Genomic DNA, 19,657 nt, shown 5'->3' with positions numbered 1-19,657 from the left:
ATATGGAATTGATTATTATATTGAAAATATGATTTAGAGATTCATTACTCATCTTTTGATAAAGTTTTTAAACAGAAATTAATGCAGGAAGATTGTAATTTAAAACTCACGTAATCATAAGATTATCAATACTTATTTATTATTCTAAAAATGCTTAAATTTAGCATCTAATAAATCCGTAAGTATGAGAAGAGAAGTTCAAAATAAAACTCCTCAATTTAATATAACTGAAAAAATAACTGAAATCTATCCTTTTGAAAAAGATGGGTTACAGTTGAAATCTTCCTATACAAAAGAAGATATTAAAAATGAATCTTTAACGGAAACCTCTCCGGGAATTGCCCCTTATTTAAGAGGACCATACTCTACAATGTATGTTCAGAAACCTTGGACAATCCGTCAGTATGCAGGGTTCTCCACAGCTGAAGAATCCAATGCTTTTTACAGAAGAAATCTTGCAGCAGGACAAAAAGGGCTATCTGTAGCTTTTGACCTTGCTACACACAGAGGCTATGATTCAGATCATTCAAGAGTTGTCGGGGATGTTGGAAAAGCAGGAGTTGCGATTGACTCTGTGGAAGATATGAAGATCCTGTTTAATGAAATTCCGTTAGATGAAATCTCGGTTTCCATGACAATGAATGGGGCCGTACTTCCAATTCTGTCTTTCTATATTGTCGCAGCAGAAGAGCAGGGCGTTTCTCAGAATTTACTTTCAGGAACCATTCAGAATGATATTTTGAAAGAGTTCATGGTAAGAAATACTTACATTTATCCACCCGCTCCTTCAATGAAGATCATTGCAGACATTTTTGAATACACTTCTCAAAATATTCCGAAATTCAATTCAATTTCAATTTCCGGATATCATATGCAGGAAGCAGGAGCCACTCCGGTATTGGAAATGGCTTATACACTGGCAGACGGTCTGGAATATGTAAGGACAGGAATAAAAGCAGGAATGAAAGTAGATGATTTTGCCCCCCGTTTATCATTCTTCTGGGCAATCGGGATGAATCACTTCATGGAAATTGCTAAAATGCGTGCCGCAAGATATATCTGGGCCAATCTTTTACAACAGTTTAATCCTCAGAATCCAAAATCTTTAGCATTAAGAACCCATTCCCAGACTTCAGGATGGTCATTAACAGAACAGGAACCTTTCAATAATATCACCAGAACCGCCATTGAAGCATTGTCTTCAGCATTAGGAGGAACACAATCGCTGCACACCAATGCATTAGATGAAGCTATTGCCCTTCCTACCGACTATTCAGCTAAAATTGCAAGAAATACACAGATCATTCTTCAGCAGGAAAGCGGAATTTGTGATGTGGTAGATCCAATGGGAGGAAGCAATCTTGTAGAAAGTCTTACCCAGCAGATGATTGAAGAAGCGATGAGGTATATTGATGAGGTAGAACAGGAAGGGGGAATGACCAAAGCCATTGAAGCAGGAATTCCAAAAATGAGAATTGAAGAAGCTGCCGCTAAAAAACAGGCTAAGATTGACAGTGGTGAAGAATTTATCATTGGAGTCAACTCATTCAAATCATCATTAAAACAAGACGCAATAGAAATTCTTGATATTGATAATACTGAAGTTCGCAGAAAACAAATTGAACGATTAAACAGCATTAAAGCAGAAAGAAGTTCTGAAGCGGTTACAGAAATCCTGAATGAGATCCGTGAAAGTGCAAAAACCGGAAAAGGAAACCTTCTGGCACTTTGTATAGAAGCGGCAAGAAGAAGAGTAACGCTTGGTGAAATGAGCGATGCCATGGAAGAAACCTTTGGAAGATATAAAGCAAACATTAAAACAATTTCTGGAGTATACGCGATGAATGCCGGTAAAAACGAATACTTTGAAAAAGCCCTTAATCTGACTCAAAAGTTTGAAGAGGAAGAAGGACGTCGTCCAAGAATCATGGTGGCTAAAATGGGTCAGGATGGTCACGACAGAGGCGCAAAAGTAGTAGCAACAGCATTTGCTGATATGGGATTTGATGTCGATGTAGCCCCATTATTCCAAACACCGGAAGAAGTAGCCAAACAGGCAGTAGAAAACGATATTCACATTCTTGGAGTATCTTCATTAGCTGCAGGGCACAAAACATTAGTGCCTCAGGTAGTAGGAGAATTAAAAAAGCTGGGGGCAGATGATATTACCATCGTAGTAGGCGGAGTTATCCCACAACAGGATTATGAATTCCTTTATGCTAACGGAGCAGATTTCATTTTCGGCCCAGGAACTAATCTTCCAAAATGCGCTGTAGAAATTTTAGAGAGATTTTTAGAAAACTAATCCCAAAAAGCTTTAATTTTCATCAGGAAATTAAAAGCACATCTATGGGTTTTAAAAATATACTGAAGCCTACGAAGAAAAAACTGATTTTCTTTGTAGGCTTTCTCTTTATAGCTATTGTATTATTCGTTTTAGAAGAAAAAAAGGATCGAACTGTACAAACTTCTCCTGTTCCTGCAGATAGTATGCAGGTTAAGAAACATTTGGTGGCACTTACCCAGACTCCACAGTTCAGAAACCATAAAAATGTAGATCAGCTTAATACCATTGCAGACTATATTCATAAAACTTTCAAAACATACAGTGACAGCACAGGCTTTCAGGAATATAAAGTAGACAGACAGTCGTATAAAAATGTAATCGGTTCATTTGGAACTGAAAACAGTAAAAGAATTATTATAGGAGCCCATTATGATGTTTGCGGAGATCAGCAGGGAGCAGATGATAATGCCACAGGAGTGACTGCTCTCTTGGAATTGGCAAGAATGCTCAAAGGGCAAAAGCTTAATTATCGGATAGATCTTGTTGCTTATACATTAGAAGAACCGCCTTATTTCAGAACAGAAAATATGGGAAGCCATATCCATGCAAAATATTTAAAAGACAACAATATTGACGTCTATGGAATGGCAAGTGTAGAAATGATTGGCTATTTTAAAGATGAAAAAGGATCTCAGGATTTCCCTGTAGGCATTTTTTCCTGGATTTATGGTGATAAAGGAGATTTTATTACTTTGGTGAAAAAGTTCAGCGGAGCAGGCCCATTCGTTGGAAACTTTATAGATCATTTTAAAAACGCAAATCAGGTAAAAACAGAAACATTTCCAGCTCCGAAATTTGTAAGTGGTGTCGATTTCTCAGATCACCTGAACTATTGGAAATTCGATTTTCCTGCCCTTATGATTACTGATACTTCCTTCTTTAGAAACAAAAATTATCACAAATCTACAGACACTTTGGAAACGTTGGATATCCAACGGATGACAAAAGTTATTGATGCTATTTTTCTAAGCATTATTCACCTCAAGTGAAAAATCTTAGATGATCTTAAAATCTAAAAATAAAGGCTGCTTCAACGTTTGAAGCAGCCTTTATTTTATTTTTTCTGAACGATTTTACCATCGTCCATAATCTGATAATGAGTTTTAGTTATCTTTTGACTATTTCCATCAATCTTATGATCTGTTGTCACAGTGATTTCTCCTGCTTTATTGATTTCATAGCTGCTGAACTCCTCCTTCTTATTATCTTTTCCGGGGTCAAACCAAATACCTTCTACATAGGCTTCGCCAACGATGCTGTTATGCAATACAGTAAGCAGATAATATCGGTAATCAAAATCTCCGCAATCCATCGGAACAAGAATCAGTTCAACATCCTTATATCGGGCTAAAGGAAAATATCGGAATGCTGGCTCTCCACAGCTGTACTTCTCTGAACCTTCCACCGCAAAATCTGTTTCGATAAACTTTACATCTACCTGAGGAAGACTTTCAATAGGTAAGCTATAAAGACCTTGCTTCAACAAAGATTCCAGTGCGGCAGGCTCATTTTTGCTTTTTCTCCATTGCTCAATAGAAATATATTCTCCGGATACGGGTTCTAAAATAGTTAAAATGTTACATTGAGTACTTGAAGCCTGAAAAATATGATATGTTTCAAAGCGATCCGGTCCATTATACCCTGCAGAAATAGAATAATCCCAGCCATTATTTACTTTTGTACTGTCTACAAGAAAGCCGATATGACCTTTTCCTTTAGTCTCTGATTCTAGAAACTTCACCTGATCTTTCATCTCTTCCAAATCCAGAATTTTTTCCATGAAATGAGGAGAAAAACAACCTTTCTCCACTACTTTTACTTCTTCTTTTTTTACAGGTTCTTCTTTCTTACATCCTATAAAAAGTAATGGAAGTAAGGCCAATAAAAATCTATGCATAAAATTCATTTTTCACAAAAATAAGATTTAAATAATTGATGATTAAAAAAATAATTCTATATTTGCATCTGAAAACCAAGTTTAACCAATTAAAAACAACGAAGCAATGTTCAGAACTAATCAGAATTCTACAGTTGGATTACCCCTTATGGTGGTAAGGCTTCGCGGTTTGGTACATTCTTAGAATAATAGTACAATACAATATCAAAACCCGAAGTCGTAGAGATTTCGGGTTTTTTATTGCGCAATATTTCAAAACTCACATTCAGTTTCCCCGAAATCTTTTTAAGTGTTATTAAGAACAGAATAGGATGAGGTTTTACCCTCAAATGATAGCTGTTCATCATTATTAATTCATTCAACTAGTGTTTTAGTTGATTAAGAAAATAGATTAAGAGCAGGTTCAATATTTTGGATTTTGTATCTGATATCTTGTGTCTTACATGGAAAATGATAACCTTCTGTCTTACCGGCTGAGAAGCCTGAGAAGCAGAAAAAGAATAATAAAAAAAGATGTAGAAAAGCAGATAAGAAGAAAGTATCAACGTCGTAATAAACTTTGTGATATCAAAAGAAATATCCCATGGATTCCTTTAGACGAACCTTATCAGAGAGGATTTGTAAGATTCTTCGCCGTTAGGGAAGATGTAAAGAAATCCAAAGATGGGGATTTCTTTGAAGGAATTTTGAAGAAGATCAATACCCACATGTATTCCGAAAGCCGCCAGTTTCTGAAGAAAAAGAAAAAATCCGGACGGAGAATATATGTTGAAAGAGCACAGAAGCTCAAGAATATCTCTTCCTATTCATGGACTGATCCAAAGTTGGGGCTCACTTCAAGAGAAAGAGAGTATTTCCTGAAGCAGGAAGAATACTGTCCTTTCCGGAAGACTTATGTGCCTTACTACGAATTCAAGGAACCCTGGAGATTTACCTTACGTACAAGACCCAATATGATTACCCACTATAAGCCTGTAGACTTTCAACTGGAAAAGGAAATAGCAGAGCTGAAGTCTTATTTGGGACAGCATAAAATTACTGGAATTGTTAACAAAACAATTTATGGTAGGGTGTTTTCATGGGATACGAAAACAGAAGATACTGATCTTATTAAAAACAGGAAATATATTACCTGTACAATTTCTGCAACAGAGATTGCAGAAAGCTTTCTGGACGATGTGTCCACAATTATTTAAAACAAAAACAATGGGAAATTTAAAACTAAAAGGAAAAGATATATTAAAACTGGGCTATCCAAACAATCAAAGCGTAAACGTGGCCCTGGAAGTAATGAAAAGAAATTTTGCAACTAAAAATATCCATTATGTAAAATCTCTTTTAAAAGAAATTCTGATTCATCCGGAACAGTTCGAAAAAGATTTGACTTTCGGGCAGATTGCGGAAACTTTACTTTCATCCAAAAAAACAGAAAAAAGGATGCTGAATCCGCTGCGTGCAGACTTTCAGATCTTCGGGAATAATATCTCTGAAGAAGCAAAAAATCAGCTGTACACGGCATTGAAGCTTCCGGTTTCTGTTCAGGGCGCATTAATGCCTGATGCTCATAGCGGCTATGGTCTTCCGATCGGAGGAGTGTTGGCTGTAGAAAATGCCGTAATCCCTTACGGAGTAGGAATGGACATCGGTTGCAGAATGAGTCTGAGTATTTTGGATACACCCGTTTCATATCTGAACGGAGCAAGGGACAAATATGAGAAAGCCCTTGCCGAACATACAAAATTTGGAATGTATGAAACTCACAAGTCTCATATAGGTCATGAAATATTCGAGAGAGATACATTTGATATGATCCCTGTTTTAAGAAGATTGAAAGGAAAAGCCATCAAACAGATGGGATCTTCCGGCGGTGGAAATCACTTTGTAGAATTCGGAGAAGTGGAAATTACAGAGGAAGATGAACAAATTGGTTTACCAAAAGGGAAATACCTTGGGATTCTTTCACACAGTGGCTCAAGAGGATTAGGAGCTGAAATCGCTCAATATTATTCAAGAGTAGCCGTGGAACAATGTCCATTGCCTAAAGAAGCCCAGCAATTCGCCTGGCTGGATTTGAGTACTCATCTTGGTCTGGAATACTGGACGGCAATGAACCTCGCGGGAGACTATGCCTCAGCCTGTCATGATGATATTCACAGAAGGTTGGTAAAGGCAGTAGGCGGAAGAGTAAAAGCCCGAATCGAGAACCATCACAATTTTGCATGGAAAGAAATCCATAACGGAAAAGAAGTAATCGTTCACAGAAAAGGAGCTACTCCGGCCAATGAAAACGAACTGGGAATGATACCGGGATCCATGACTGCTAAAGGATTTATCGTCCGCGGAAAAGGAAATCCTGATTCATTGAATTCGGCTTCACATGGTGCAGGCAGAGCTCATTCAAGAGGAGAATGCAGAAGTCTTTTTACTCAGAATGATATCAAAAAAGAATTGAAACTTAAAGATGTTACGCTGATGGGCGGAAATACAGAAGAAGCACCAATGGCTTATAAAAACATTCATGAAGTAATGAATGCACAAAGTGAATTGGTAGACATTCTGGGAACATTCCAACCGAGAATTGTGAGAATGGATAGATAATCAGTTAAATATTCAGGAGCTTAATCCCGCTTTCCGCACTCGCTATTTTTCTTTTATAAAAGAAAAATGAGCTCAGACAATTGCTGCAATCGGGGCTAGTAATAAAGTTCCGTCATTCTGATACAGACTGGGAACAGTTGATAAACGAAGTGAAGAATCTTACAGAATAACAGAGATTCTTCCTTCGTCAGAATGACAAAGAAAAACTACAAATAACAATACAATGGGAGCACCTCATAATATAAAAAGATATGGAGAAGTCTGGCCGGAATTCAGAATCCGCTTGGGCCTTGAAATATTGGAAAAACTAAAAAATAAAATCATCATATCCGGTGGATGGGCGTGGCACTTTATGTCTGAAAATGGACATACAGAATATAAACATGCTCATGATCACAAAGATATTGATGTCTTTGTACAGAAAGAAAACGTTGCTGAAGTAGTGATCATTCTTCAGCAGGAAGGGTTTCAAAAAGTTTGGACCCGCTACGATCATCTTCCTAGTGAAGAAAACTTCAGACGATATGAAAAAACAGTAGAATTGGAAAATGAAAAGTATCACAGGATTACTATCGATTTTTTTGAAAGAAATGATATTAAAACCGTTGAAGTCAATGGTTTTACAGTAGTGAAGCCAGATCTTTTGCTTTCATTCTACAGAAATATTCATTCCAGCGATAAATGCTGGGCAGTAATGGCTGCAAAAGATTTATTACAAAAGGGAATAGATCCTGTTGGACATCCCTTATTAAGCAAAATGCCAAAATAACAATGGAAAAATTAATACAGATCACTTCCGGAAGAGGTCCTTTAGAATGCCAATGGGTCGTATCTAAAGTATTAAAGACCTTCTTAGAAGAAGTAAAAGAAAATAATATAGACTACGAAATTATTCATCGCGAAAACGGAGATGTAAATATGACTGTAAAATCTGCAACTGTACTTTTAAAAGGAAAGAACATCAAAGAATTTTTGAAAACATGGCTTGGAAGCATATGTTGGGAAGGGAAAAGTACATTCAGAAAGCTGCATAAAAGGAGTAAATGGTTTATCGGGATCTTTGAACTGGAAAATCTGGAAACAGTTAATTTCAATGAAAAGGATATCAGATTTCAGACCACCAGAAGCCAGGGGAGCGGAGGACAGAATGTTAATAAGGTGAGTACAGCTGTCCGTGCCACCCACATTCCAACCAATGAATCCGTATTTGTACAAGATACACGGTCACAGTTGAATAATAAAAAGCTATCCATTATCAGATTAAAAGAAAAAGTAATGGAAAATTATAAGGATCAATTGGAAAATAGAATGAAGGAAACCTGGAATCAGCATCTTCAGGTAGAACGCGGAAATCCGGTCCGTACATTTTCCGGAACAGATTTTAAGAGTAATTATCAGGATAAATCCTATAAAAAACAAAGGAATAGCCTTAAACACAAATTAAAAAACTACAGCAATGACCTTAACTAAAAATAAATACTATTTTGAAGCTCTGGACTACTTTCCATACAATATGGCCGAGTGTCTGGATGCCCTGAACTATGCCCTTTCTTATGAACCTGAAGATGCAGACAGTTTATGTCTGATGGGAAGAGTCTATTCAGAAGTTTTGAAAGACTATGAAACCGGTAAGAAATACTTTGAAGAAGCCATGCAGAGTAATATTGGGAATGTGAATACCCCTAAATATTATATTGAATGCCTTTTAAGTAACGAAGACTATGAGGAAGCAGAGAAGCTTATAGAATATGCCTTAAAAATGAAGGGAATTGATAAATCTGAAATTTTGAATGGAAAATCTCTTTTGTTCGAAAGAAAAGGAGAATATAAAGAGGCGCTGGAAGAACTTAAACAGGCGAAAAGATTCAGCTTTTGCAGAAGTACTCTTGAAATTCTGGAAGACAGAGAAAAGCTGATTCAGAATAAAATACCTAAAACGAGAACCAGAAAAAAAACAGTTTAATATAATCCGTTTAAATTATTTTAATGAATAAAACAAAAGCAACCTCTCCTATGAAAGCTTGTTTTTTGTTTAATAAATCACTTGAAATATTTTGATTGTTTTAAATAATTAATAGATTTGTTGTAAATGAACAATTTTATGAATAGAAAATTATTTTTACTTCCGGTTTCGGTAGCTGTTTTTTTTGCCTTTGGCAAAATGAATGCACAAAATTCTACGAAACTTGTACAGGATTACTATCAAAAAAGCGGAAAACTGGCTCAGAAGAATAATTCCACAGGTAAGGTAGGTGTGATTATTTTGAACGAAGATCCTTCAAAAAGTTTAGGAGCTAATATTATCAATGTACAACAAACCTATGATGGTCTCAGAGTGTACAATGCACTGGGAAAAGTGATTATTAAGGGAGATGAGATCATCTCTGAAAAGAATGATTTCAGCAGCAATGTTGTCGTTGCCAATCAGAAAAAAATACAGGAAAGATTTTCTGAGGATTTACTGAAACAACAGCTGGGCTTTAGTCAAATTTCTGAAATCAGTTATTTGCCGGATGTTTACTTTGAGAAAAATGGAGTGCATGTTCTTTCAAAAGAGTTATTTGTTACGGATAAAAACTCTTCAGAAGTATGGCATGTTATTGCAGATGCCGGCAATGGGGAAATTCTCAGCAAAGATAATACTACGTTAAGCTGTAATTTTGAAAATAGCAGAGACTCACAGGCTACAGACGCTGAGCCGTCTGTGAATGAAAATACGCAATATCAGTTCGCGGATTTACTGTCTCCCACCAATGCCTCCTACAATATTTTTCCACTTCCGGTAGAAGCACCTACTTTTGGGGGACGTACCATTGTTAGTAATCCATGGGACTTAACTGCATCTCCTGAAGGGTGGCATTCTGACGGTACTAATAGCTATACCATTACAAGAGGAAATAATGTACATGCCTATTCAGACCAGGATAATGCCAATGTTCCGGGATATTCTCCTGACGGCGGAAGTACATTGAACTTTAATTTCCCTTTTGCGGATGGAAGATATGATAATCCTTTCGCCCATAGAGATGCTGCAGTTACCAACCTGTTTTATTTAAACAATAAAATGCATGATATATTCTATAAATTTGGATTTACAGAATCTGCAAGAAATTATCAGACCAACAACTTTGGCAATGGAGGTATGGGCAATGATGCTGTAAGAGCAGAGGCCTTTGATGGAAGTGGTTTGAATAACGCCAATTTCAGTTCTGGATATGAAACCGTTATTTCAGGGACAACTTATCTTGCTGCTCCAAGGATGCAGATGTATCTTTATGACAGAACACAGACCAGTGCGGACCCTATTGTACGTTATCAGTATAACTCTCCTGCTACATTGGTTAACAGAACTAAGGTCTTGACCGGAGGTGCTGCATTTGGACCTATTTTTGGACCACCGGTAACAGGAGATCTTGCAGTTTCTGTACCTGCTGATGCATGTGTTGAGCCCGCAGCCGGAAGTCTTACCAATAAAATAGCCATTATAACCAGTACCAGTTGTGAATATGGTCTTAAAGTTCTGAATGCTCAAAATGCAGGAGCTATAGGTGTTATTGTTTACAGACCATCTGTTGACACTCCTGTAAGTATGGGAGCAGGTGTTTCTGGTCCTCAGGTAACCATTCCTTCCATCAATATCGGAAAGACAGAAGGAGAATTTATGGTGGCTCAGGTTAATGGTGGGACTACAGTGAATGCAACGTTAAATTTTGATTTTAGCGGATTTAAACATTCCAGTTTTGATAACGGAATTATTGCCCACGAATATGGACACGGAATTTCAAACCGACTGACAGGTCAGGGATACAGCTGTCTTTCTGTAGCGAATACTGCAGAACAAATGGGAGAAGGATGGTCCGATTATTTTGCATTGATGCTTACTACGAACCCAGGAGATACTTCTGCATTGGCAAGAGGGATGGGAACCTATACTAAAGGAGAGCCCATTACAGGATTAGGAATCAGGCCAGCTAAATATTCTCCTGACTTTGGAGTAAACAATTATACTTATGGAAAAACAAATACTGTTAGTGGTTCTCACTCCATAGGCTTTATTTGGGCAACCATGTTATGGGATCTTACATGGAAGTATGTTGAGAAGTATGGATATAATAGCGATGTACTGGCTAGTACGGCTTCCGGAAATGCAAAAGCTCTGCAAATTGTAGTAGATGGATTAAAACTTCAGCCCTGCAGCCCTACATTTATAGACGGAAGAGATGCCATTCTTAAGGCTGATCTTTTAGGAAATGGAGGTGCGGACAAATGTATGATCTGGAAAACCTTTGCAAAAAGAGGATTGGGAGTGAACGCTTCAGCAGGAAATAAGACGGTGGCTAATGATCAGGTAGAAGATTTTACAGAACCGGAGGAATGCAAAGCTGTGTTAGCGACCCAGGATATAAAAGCTGAAGGTACTAAGTTTATTGTATTCCCTAATCCTACGTATGATGAGTTTTTTGTTGGGAATATAGATAAATCCTCAAAAGAGGTACGTATTAAAATGTTTGATATGTCCGGAAAACTGGTATTTTCGGATTCAAGAGAAGCCGTTTCCAGAAAAGCTGTTTCTACGAAAGGATTTACCAAAGGAGTTTATATGGTTCATATTCAACAGGGAGATAAATCACAGGTTGAAAAGCTAATTGTAAGATAATCTGCAATCCAAACCAAATAAAAAAATAAGCTTTCCTTGGAAAGCTTATTTTTTATTTACAGAGATCAGATAATCATAGACCATTTGATGTTGATCATCCGTTAGCTTTGCTTTCGGAGCCATTCTGCTTAAGGTGTTGATCCAGCCCTGGTTGTCATGCTTGGTAGGTTCCGGCAGTTTATGGCATTTTGCACAGGAATTTTCAAAAACTGTTTTTCCTTGTGCCAACTGTTCGGATGAGGTATACTTTGGCCCTGTTACAGCCATACTTTTAGGTCCGCAGGATACCAGAAATGCTGATGCTGCGATGCCGCTTAAGATTAATTTTTTCATACCTATATTATTTTGTTGGTGAATTACTTTTTCACAGAAACAATATAATCGTAAACCCATTTGTGCTGGTCATCTGTCAGCTTTGCTTTCGGAGCCATTGCATTCATAATACCTACCCATTGTACAGAATTGTGTGACGTGGGATCAGGTAGCTTATGGCACTTTCCACAGGAGTTTTCAAAAATTGTTTTTCCCTGAGCAATCTCTTCAGCAGTAGACGTTGAGGTTCCTGCAGTAGCCGCAGAAGTAGAAGCTTTAGGAGTACAGGAAACTAATAGGATAGCAGTGAATGATGCCGCAGCAATAAGTTTTTTCATGTTTCTTATTTTGATATATAACAAATGTAATAAATTCCTAAACCCTTTGATACAGTGTGTTGTAGTTTTAATTTAGAAGAAATAAAAATCGAGATATTGCGAATAATGTAATCTTAAACCTTCTGTTGTCAGTCTTTTATTTTGCCTTTGACAAAACTATTGACCATTCACTTTTTAATTATTAATTTTGAATCAATGAAATTTTCTACAGAAGAACTTATTGAGGGAATACAGTCAGGAAACAAACGTCTGATTGCAAAGGCTATTACTTTAGTTGAAAGTAAAAAAGCTGAACATAGAGTACAGGCAGAAGACCTTCTGAAAAGAATTATGCCTTTTACAGGAAACTCCGTCAGAGTAGGAGTTACCGGCGTACCTGGTGCAGGAAAATCTACTTTTATCGAAAGTTTCGGCAGGTTAGCCATTGCTCAGGGAAAAAAAGTAGCTGTACTTGCTATTGATCCAAGTTCTTCTATCAATAAAGGAAGCATTCTGGGGGATAAAACCAGGATGGAAGAATTGGCAAAAGAAGAAAACGCATTCATACGGCCATCCCCAAGTTCCGGATTTTTAGGTGGGGTAGCCAATACCACTTTTGAAACAATGATGATCTGTGAAGCAGCAGGGTATGACTATATCCTGATAGAAACTGTTGGAGTAGGGCAATCAGAGGTTTTGGTAGCAGATATTACCGATGTTTTCTTATTTCTTAAGATTATTGGTGGCGGAGATGAGCTTCAGGGAATAAAACGAGGAATCATGGAAATGGTAGATGTTATTTTCATTAATAAAGTAGATCAGGATAATCTTCAGAAGGCTAAAAATACAAGACTTGAGCTGAAAAGAGCCTTGGATTTTATTCCACCAAAAGAAAAAGGATGGAAAATTCCGGTATTATTAGGTTCTGCTTTACACAATGAAGGACTGCAGGATATCTATGATAAAATCTCGGAATTTATAGATTTGAAAAAGAAAGCCGGACGTTTTGAAGAAATCCGCACCCAACAGGCAGAAAAGCGCTTTGAATATTGGGTTCAGGAGTATATTTTATCTCTTATGAAAAAGAGCAATGAGGTACAGGAAGCCTATCAGACGCACAAAAAAAATGCTTCAGAGATGGTTTCCAATCCAAGTACTGAAGCAAAATTATTTGTTGAAAAATTTTTATCGGGTGAAAAGAGAATTTAAAGCTTTTCTTTTTCCTGCTTTACTTCACTTTTAGAGACATATCCGTCGTAGGTGATCGGTTGTCGGTCATTACTTCTCATTGAAACGAAAGCCTTGCCGTTTTTAAAGATCTCAATATTGATCTCATCTACTGTATTTACGTCCTTTGGTTTGATTTTTAGAGTCCAGTTTCCTTTTTTGTTCTGTGATTTATTGATGATAAAATCCTTTGAAGTAAATGTATAGCCGTTCTTATCTGCATTTCCATAACTCGGATTGAATACTCTTCCAAAATATGGCAGCTCTACATCTACACTATTTTTATTTACCACAATAGTATAATCTCCGTTTAGATTCAAAATTCTGGATGCCGTAGAATTGGGCATAGAATTCATAACGTTGATGACATCATAATTTGTAGGATTGGCCCTCTGTGCATAGAAGGTAAATTCCTGGGAATCCACTAAGGCATTCACTACTGCTGGATCTGATGAACCCTGTGAGGCACAGCTCTGAAAACTGAACAGAAAGCCAAAGATCATCAGAAGGGAAATATACTTTTTCATGATTGAAATAATTATTAAATTTAAACAGCAAAATGTATGCAAATATATTCCTTCTTTACTATTTTGGAATAAAAATTGTTAAGGTTGAATTATTAACACTCAAACTATGAAAGTTACACATCTATTAGGAATTGGAGCATTCGCTCTGTCGGTCGCTGCCTGTACTACAAATCCAATTACAGGAAGATCATCTTTACAGCTGGCCAATAATTCAGAAATTTTAACAATGTCTGCTCAGGAATATAAAACGACATTGTCTAAAGGTAAGGTAATTACCGGAACAGCAGATGCAAAGAGAGTGGTAAATGTAGGAAACAGAATTAAAAACGCAGCAGAAAGGTATTATCAAAGTATAGGAAGATCAGCAGATCTTTCCAGTTACAATTGGGAATTTAATCTTCTGCAGAGTAGTGAATTAAATGCATGGTGTATGCCGGGAGGTAAAGTAGCTGTTTATACAGGAATTTTACCGGTAACCAAAGATGATAACGGACTTGCAGTAGTAATGGGACATGAGGTTTCCCATGCATTAGCAGGTCATGGAAATGAAAGAATATCTCAGGCGATGATGGCTCAATATGGAGGTGCTATTCTTGGAGGAGCCATTTCCAATGCTCAATGGGCAAGTGTTTTCCAGAAAGCATATCCAATCGGCTCACAGGTAGCATTATTAAAGTATGGTAGAGGGCAGGAATCAGAAGCAGATGAAATGGGACTTTACCTGATGTCTATGGCAGGATATGATCCAAGAGCAGCGATTCCTTTCTGGAACAGAATGGAGGCGGCTTCTTCAGGAGCAAGACAGCCGGAGTTTTTATCTACTCACCCTAACCCTGAAACCAGAATTTCAGATATCAACAAAGATCTGCCGAAAGCTTTGGAATACTACAAGGCTGCAGGAGGGAAAATATAACCTGTTAGCTTATTATAAAAAAAAGACGGACTGATTTTTAAAATGAGTCCGTTTTTTATTGGATAATATTTTTCTTTTCACCCGATTTGGAATAATTATAGCTGTATTGATCATTGGGAAAGACTATTTAAATAGTATTCCTGTATAAAGACTTATTAAATTTTTAGTAAATTTGGTATAGTTTTTATAACATATTTACTTAAACACAATATTATGAAGAGTTTATCAATTACCGGACTTATCCTATTAGCCGTTTCAGCTTTACTTTTTTATCTTACTACTGATTTTGCTGTAGAGCAGATCAAGATTTCTCATATTATGGGAGTGATGGCTGGGGTAGGGATAGGGCTTATCATTGGTGGAATGGTAGGATATCTGAGCAAAGGAAGCGCTATAAAGGCTGAACAGAAGAAAAAAGAATTCAAGCAGCTACAGAAAGAGAAAGAAGAGCTTGAAAAACAGGCTGCTGATATTGCAAAACGCCAGGCCGAGCTTGAAAATCAAAATAAAAATCCTCAAATCTAAAATTTGAGGATTTAAAAGTTGTTATTTTCGATTGTTGATTAAAATTTATATCCCAAACCAACCATAAACAAGTTAGGTCTGTTATCATATCTGATCTCCGAACCAGAAACTTTGTTGATAAAGTTTCTTTCATCTTTACTGAAAGCACCTTCATATTTTGCATTTACAATAAGCTTTTTAATTTCAAGCTGTGCTCCGAACTGGTAGCCTACTGTAAAGTTATTTTTAGCATTTTCTTTAAAATCGTTATAGGTATTGTCTTTGCTCAGGTTAAAGCTTCCAACCGGACCTACAAAAACCCCCAGCATATTTCCTAAAACGTTATATCCTAAAAGAACCGGAACATCAATTCGGTTGCTTTTGACATCGAAAGTAGTATTCTCCGTCGTAAATTCATTCTTAAAATGAGTGTAATATACCTCAGGCATTAAGAATAATGACGTAGGTAATCCCACCTTTAATGAAAGTCCCACGTTGAAACCTACATTGTTTTTTCCTGTTCCTTCAATGGCGTCATTCACTGTTCCTTTGATATTGGACCATGAAGGTGAGCCTGTAGGAAATATGATATTGGCCTTACCTGCCAGTGAGATCTGTGCAGAAGCCCACATTGAAAACCCTATTAACGCTATACTAAGTATCTTTTTCATTATCGTCTAATTTTGTATTCTCAATTGTTTTATTATTCTCAAGTAAATATTCTCTCAGCTCTTTAAACAGTTCTGAAGAGTAAACGAAGTCAATCAGATTTTTATTGCCTGCTGTAATCAGGATATCCTTATTTCCTTCCCATTCTTTGATTCCTAATCTCAGGTATACAATTTTCTCGCCAATCGTCATTACAGAGTTCATATCGTGGGTATTGATGATCGTTGTCGTGTTGTATTCCTTGGTAATCTCGTAAAGGAGATCATCGATGACCTTTGAAGTATACGGATCAAGCCCTGAGTTGGGTTCATCACAGAATAAATATTTTGGATTGTTCACAATTGCTCTTGCAATAGCAACCCTTTTCTGCATTCCTCCGGAAATTTCAGAAGGATATTTTCTTCCTGCCTTATCAAGATGCACTCTTCCTATTACTTCAAAAACTCTTTTCTTCTTTTCTCTAAAAGTAAGGTTGGTAAACATATCCAGTGGAAACATAATATTCTCCTCTACCGTTAAAGAGTCAAATAAAGCACTTCCCTGGAATACCGTTCCGATTTCTGAACGAAGATGTTGCTTTTCATCACGGTTCATCGTATTGACATTCCGGCCATCAAATAAAATTTCTCCGGATGATGGCATATAGACATTCAGTAAACTTTTAAGAAAAACGGTTTTTCCCGAGCCACTCTGTCCGATGATAAGATTTACTTTTCCTTTATCAAATGATGTTGAAATTCCCTTAAGTACTTCAACATCTCCAAAACTTTTCTTAAGATCTTTTACCTCAATCATCAGCTTAATATTAATTGGGTTAAAATTAATTCGGAAATGATAATGAATACCATTGTCCATACTACAGCTTGTGTACTTGCTCTACCTACTTCCAAAGATCCTCCTTTCACAAAATATCCGAAATAAGAAGGTACTGTTGCAATGATGAATGCAAAAACTATGGTTTTGGAAAATGCATAATAGATAAACAGATTAGGCATATACATCTGGATTCCGATAATATAGTCGTTTTCTGTCCAGTTTCCTGTTAAAATCCCGGCAATATAACCTCCGCCAATACCAAATACAATACTGATAGCAATAAGAAGAGGATTAAAAATCATACAGGCGATAATTTTTGGAAATATCAAAAAGTTGGGTGAGTTAACCCCCATGATGTCTAAGGCATCAATCTGCTCAGAAACCCTCATGGTTCCAATACTGGAGGCAATATATGATCCTACTTTACCTGCTAAAATTAAACTGATGATGGTAGGCGCAAATTCCAAAACAAGGACTGCTTTTGTTGCATATCCTACAAATGAAGGAGGAATGGGAAATGATGATGCATCAAAGTTATTGAACATCTGAATAGCTACTACAGCCCCCACAAAGATTGATGTGAAGACCACAAGTCCGAAAGAATTTACTCCCAAATCATTAATTTCCCTCATGAGCAGTTTCCAAAAAACCCTCATTTTCTGGGGTTTTTGCAGGGATTTTCCTAGAAGGATAATATATTCCCCTACTGCTGTGAAAAACTTTTTTAACATACTGCTAAATTAGACTTTTTTATTGAATTAGGCTAAGGTTGAAGTGAAGACTGATGCCCCGATAATGTTAAAATTATCCTAACCTTAGCATAGCTTTATTTTGCATTTTTATCCCCGCCGATAACCAGTAAAATGGTTTTTAATATAATAACCAGATCCAGAACAAAACTCCAGTTCTTTACATAAAATGCATCTGCAAGAACTCTTTTTTTCATTTCTACTTCTACATCTCCGGAATCCCCACGCAATCCGCTTACCTGTGCGAGACCTGTAATTCCTGGGTTTACCATGCTTCTTAAACTGTATCTTCCGATTTTGGGTTTGTAATAATTGTCAACAGCCAGCATATGAGGCCGTGGACCTACTACAGACATTTCTCCTTTCAGTACATTCATGAACTGTGGAAGCTCGTCAAGACTGGTTTTTCTTAAAAATTTACCCACCTTGGTAATTCTTGTATCATTTTCCCGGGTAGTGCTTGTGGTAGACTCATCATTTACCACCATGGTCCTGAATTTTATACAGCTGAATACCTCCTCATGGAACCCATATCTTTTCTGAAAGAAAAAAACAGGTCCTTTGGAACTGGCTCTGATTAAAATTGCGATGATCGGAAATAACCATGAGCAGATGAAAGCCAATACAAAGATGGAAAAGAATATATCAAATGTTCTCTTCATCAGGAAATTGGAATAATAATCTAACGGGTATCTTGCCTGATTTAAAACAGGCTGTGTCTGGATATAAGCGAGATCATACAGAAAAAAATCATTCTGGGTAATACTCGGAATGAGGGAAATATGAACCTTGTTTTCCTCTGCTAGCTTAAAAATTTCAGTTTCTGTACCTTCATTGTAGGAATTTTCAGTAGAAAAAAACAGTGTGTGAATCCCGTTTTTTTTCCAGAAATCAACCAGGTTATCAGTGGTATTCGCTGAATTTTCATATTCAAATATTCTATATCCGTAATCTTTACGGTCCTTAAATATGTTTTTAAGAATCTCAGTAGAATCATTATCTCCTAAGAACATGATATTTCTATAGTTGATCCCCAGTGAACGGAAGTATTTAATCGCAAAATAAATGAGTGATTTTGCCAGAAAGATAAATATCAACAGATAAAATGACAGCCAGTAAATGTCTGAATTGAAAAATACATTTTTACTGACTTTCCCAAGAAGCAGAACACCAAGTATAAACGATATAAAATGGATTAGGAGCCGTTCCAGAAACAGGGTATAGGTAAGGTTCCTCGGGATATTATATATTTTTGTTCTACCGCTGAGAAGTACCCAGAACAGAAACAGCAAAATCAGTGAAAAAGCGTTCTGATACCAGGTTTCTCTATGATATTTCAGGTCTTCGTTTCTGCTTATAAAAAAGAATATGAAGATAGATGCAATAACCATAAGGTCAAGCAAAATAATGATCGATTTCAGGTATCTGGAGTATCGAATTCTCTGCATCTATCGGTATTATAACAGGTACGGTCAGCTAATGTACGTATTTTTTAAGGTATATTAAGATATTTATGGGTCTGAACTGATGCCTGCCACTCCGGATGTTCCAGAATAAAATCTGTAATCTTTGGATAGATATCATCTCTCTTGCTCCATTCACTCTGAAGATAGAGCTTACAGTTTTCAGAAACTTTTGCAGCCTGCTCCTGTGCAAATGTAAAGTCATGGTAGTTGAAAACGATCACTTTAAGTTCGTGTGCTTTTTGATAGATTTCTTCTTTCGGTAATCCTGTTTTCTTTGGAGAAAGGGTAATCCAGTCCAGTTGTCCGCTCATAGGATAAGCTCCTGAGGTTTCGATATGAATGGTACATCCAAGTTCCTTTAATTTTGACGTCAGGATTTCCAGGTTCCATGTCAAAGGTTCCCCTCCTGTAAGAACGATGGTTTTACAGTGTTTAGCTGCAGTTTCGGCAATTTCTACGGCATCCATTAACGGATGAAGCTTGGGATCCCAGCTTTCCTTTACATCACACCAGTGGCATCCTACATCGCAGCCTCCAAGCCTGATAAAATAAGCGGCTTTTCCTGTGTGTGCTCCTTCTCCCTGTAAAGTGTAAAAATGCTCCATTACAGGGAGCATTTTACCTTCTTTTAATAAAATATCTTGTTCTTTATTCATTT

The 19,657-nt window shown here is 36.9% G+C and carries 21 protein-coding genes; 11 read left to right on the top strand and 10 right to left on the bottom strand.

Annotated features, from left to right (window positions below):
• Nucleotides 1–184: 184 nt before the first annotated feature.
• Together scpA and WH267_RS07885 are read left to right on the top strand one after the other, a co-directional pair.
• A complete protein-coding gene (gene scpA / locus WH267_RS07890) occupies nucleotides 185–2,305 on the top strand; it encodes a methylmalonyl-CoA mutase (RefSeq protein ID WP_115969743.1) in 2,121 nt (706 codons plus the stop codon).
• Between the two features lie 44 nt (nucleotides 2,306–2,349).
• Nucleotides 2,350–3,336 (top strand): M28 family peptidase, encoded by a 987-nt coding sequence (locus tag WH267_RS07885; RefSeq protein WP_340007126.1) that lies wholly within the window; start codon nucleotides 2,350–2,352, stop codon nucleotides 3,334–3,336.
• Between the two features lie 65 nt (nucleotides 3,337–3,401).
• On the opposite strand, the gene WH267_RS07880 is transcribed toward WH267_RS07885, so the two are convergent.
• Both WH267_RS07880 and WH267_RS07875 read right to left on the bottom strand, forming a co-directional pair.
• Nucleotides 3,402–4,244, bottom strand: coding sequence for a hypothetical protein (locus WH267_RS07880; protein WP_340007125.1), 843 nt, complete (start codon nucleotides 4,242–4,244; stop codon nucleotides 3,402–3,404).
• Nucleotides 4,245–4,390: 146 nt separating this feature from the next.
• Nucleotides 4,391–4,606, bottom strand: a complete 216-nt coding sequence (locus WH267_RS07875; RefSeq protein ID WP_123947288.1) for a hypothetical protein — start codon at nucleotides 4,604–4,606, stop codon at nucleotides 4,391–4,393.
• Nucleotides 4,607–4,687: 81 nt separating this feature from the next.
• Between WH267_RS07875 and WH267_RS07870 the strand changes: the two genes are divergently transcribed.
• The 6 genes from WH267_RS07870 to WH267_RS07845 all read left to right on the top strand — a co-directional run bounded on the left by WH267_RS07870 (nucleotide 4,688) and on the right by WH267_RS07845 (nucleotide 11,499).
• Nucleotides 4,688–5,440 carry a hypothetical protein gene (locus WH267_RS07870; protein ID WP_340007122.1) on the top strand — a complete coding sequence of 251 codons (753 nt, stop codon included), beginning with the start codon at nucleotides 4,688–4,690 and terminating at the stop codon, nucleotides 5,438–5,440.
• A gap of 10 nt (nucleotides 5,441–5,450) precedes the next feature.
• Nucleotides 5,451–6,842, top strand: a complete 1,392-nt coding sequence (locus WH267_RS07865; protein WP_340007120.1) for an RtcB family protein — start codon at nucleotides 5,451–5,453, stop codon at nucleotides 6,840–6,842.
• 223 nt (nucleotides 6,843–7,065) lie between these two features.
• Nucleotides 7,066–7,611, top strand: coding sequence for a hypothetical protein (locus tag WH267_RS07860; protein ID WP_340007118.1), 546 nt, complete (start codon nucleotides 7,066–7,068; stop codon nucleotides 7,609–7,611).
• Between the two features lie 2 nt (nucleotides 7,612–7,613).
• Complete coding sequence (prfH, locus tag WH267_RS07855; RefSeq protein ID WP_340007116.1) at nucleotides 7,614–8,312, top strand: peptide chain release factor H; 699 nt, start codon at nucleotides 7,614–7,616, stop codon at nucleotides 8,310–8,312.
• Complete coding sequence (locus tag WH267_RS07850; protein ID WP_340007114.1) at nucleotides 8,299–8,805, top strand: tetratricopeptide repeat protein; 507 nt, start codon at nucleotides 8,299–8,301, stop codon at nucleotides 8,803–8,805. The genes prfH and WH267_RS07850 overlap by 14 nt, the downstream gene beginning before the upstream one ends.
• A gap of 138 nt (nucleotides 8,806–8,943) precedes the next feature.
• Nucleotides 8,944–11,499 carry a T9SS-dependent M36 family metallopeptidase gene (locus tag WH267_RS07845; RefSeq protein WP_340007113.1) on the top strand — a complete coding sequence of 852 codons (2,556 nt, stop codon included), beginning with the start codon at nucleotides 8,944–8,946 and terminating at the stop codon, nucleotides 11,497–11,499.
• A gap of 45 nt (nucleotides 11,500–11,544) precedes the next feature.
• Here WH267_RS07845 and WH267_RS07840 read toward each other — a convergent pair whose 3' ends face one another.
• Together WH267_RS07840 and WH267_RS07835 are read right to left on the bottom strand one after the other, a co-directional pair.
• Nucleotides 11,545–11,832 carry a c-type cytochrome gene (locus tag WH267_RS07840; protein WP_340007111.1) on the bottom strand — a complete coding sequence of 96 codons (288 nt, stop codon included), beginning with the start codon at nucleotides 11,830–11,832 and terminating at the stop codon, nucleotides 11,545–11,547.
• A 23-nt stretch (nucleotides 11,833–11,855) separates the two neighbouring features.
• Complete coding sequence (locus WH267_RS07835; protein WP_115969761.1) at nucleotides 11,856–12,149, bottom strand: c-type cytochrome; 294 nt, start codon at nucleotides 12,147–12,149, stop codon at nucleotides 11,856–11,858.
• Nucleotides 12,150–12,344: 195 nt separating this feature from the next.
• Here WH267_RS07835 and meaB point away from each other — a divergent pair, with 195 nt between their 5' ends.
• Nucleotides 12,345–13,337, top strand: coding sequence for a methylmalonyl Co-A mutase-associated GTPase MeaB (meaB, locus tag WH267_RS07830; RefSeq protein ID WP_340007109.1), 993 nt, complete (start codon nucleotides 12,345–12,347; stop codon nucleotides 13,335–13,337).
• Here meaB and WH267_RS07825 read toward each other — a convergent pair.
• Nucleotides 13,334–13,882 (bottom strand): DUF4251 domain-containing protein, encoded by a 549-nt coding sequence (locus WH267_RS07825; RefSeq protein ID WP_123321045.1) that lies wholly within the window; start codon nucleotides 13,880–13,882, stop codon nucleotides 13,334–13,336. The two genes, meaB and WH267_RS07825, sit on opposite strands and share 4 nt — an antisense overlap.
• A 106-nt stretch (nucleotides 13,883–13,988) precedes the next feature.
• Here WH267_RS07825 and WH267_RS07820 point away from each other — a divergent pair, with 106 nt between their 5' ends.
• Nucleotides 13,989–14,795, top strand: a complete 807-nt coding sequence (locus WH267_RS07820) for a M48 family metallopeptidase (RefSeq protein ID WP_115969767.1) — start codon at nucleotides 13,989–13,991, stop codon at nucleotides 14,793–14,795.
• Between the two features lie 213 nt (nucleotides 14,796–15,008).
• Entirely contained in the window at nucleotides 15,009–15,320 is a 312-nt protein-coding gene (locus WH267_RS07815; protein ID WP_115969769.1) for a hypothetical protein, read from the top strand.
• A gap of 38 nt (nucleotides 15,321–15,358) precedes the next feature.
• Here WH267_RS07815 and WH267_RS07810 read toward each other — a convergent pair whose 3' ends face one another.
• From WH267_RS07810 to WH267_RS07790, 5 genes are all read right to left on the bottom strand, one after another.
• Complete coding sequence (locus WH267_RS07810) at nucleotides 15,359–15,970, bottom strand: outer membrane beta-barrel protein (protein WP_340007103.1); 612 nt, start codon at nucleotides 15,968–15,970, stop codon at nucleotides 15,359–15,361.
• Entirely contained in the window at nucleotides 15,954–16,763 is an 810-nt protein-coding gene (locus WH267_RS07805; RefSeq protein WP_340007100.1) for an ABC transporter ATP-binding protein, read from the bottom strand. Before WH267_RS07805 ends, WH267_RS07810 begins: the two co-directional genes overlap by 17 nt.
• Nucleotides 16,763–17,515 (bottom strand): MlaE family ABC transporter permease, encoded by a 753-nt coding sequence (locus WH267_RS07800; protein WP_115969775.1) that lies wholly within the window; start codon nucleotides 17,513–17,515, stop codon nucleotides 16,763–16,765. Before WH267_RS07800 ends, WH267_RS07805 begins: the two co-directional genes overlap by 1 nt.
• A gap of 95 nt (nucleotides 17,516–17,610) precedes the next feature.
• Nucleotides 17,611–18,981 (bottom strand): exopolysaccharide biosynthesis polyprenyl glycosylphosphotransferase, encoded by a 1,371-nt coding sequence (locus tag WH267_RS07795; protein ID WP_340007098.1) that lies wholly within the window; start codon nucleotides 18,979–18,981, stop codon nucleotides 17,611–17,613.
• Nucleotides 18,982–19,025: 44 nt separating this feature from the next.
• Nucleotides 19,026–19,655, bottom strand: a complete 630-nt coding sequence (locus WH267_RS07790) for a 7-carboxy-7-deazaguanine synthase QueE (RefSeq protein WP_340007096.1) — start codon at nucleotides 19,653–19,655, stop codon at nucleotides 19,026–19,028.
• Between the last annotated feature and the right edge of the window lie 2 nt (nucleotides 19,656–19,657).

This window comes from Chryseobacterium sp. MYb328 (genome assembly GCF_037572595.1).
GTDB classification, from domain to species: domain Bacteria; phylum Bacteroidota; class Bacteroidia; order Flavobacteriales; family Weeksellaceae; genus Chryseobacterium; species Chryseobacterium pennae.
This window is presented reverse-complemented; position numbering and strand designations above follow the sequence as displayed.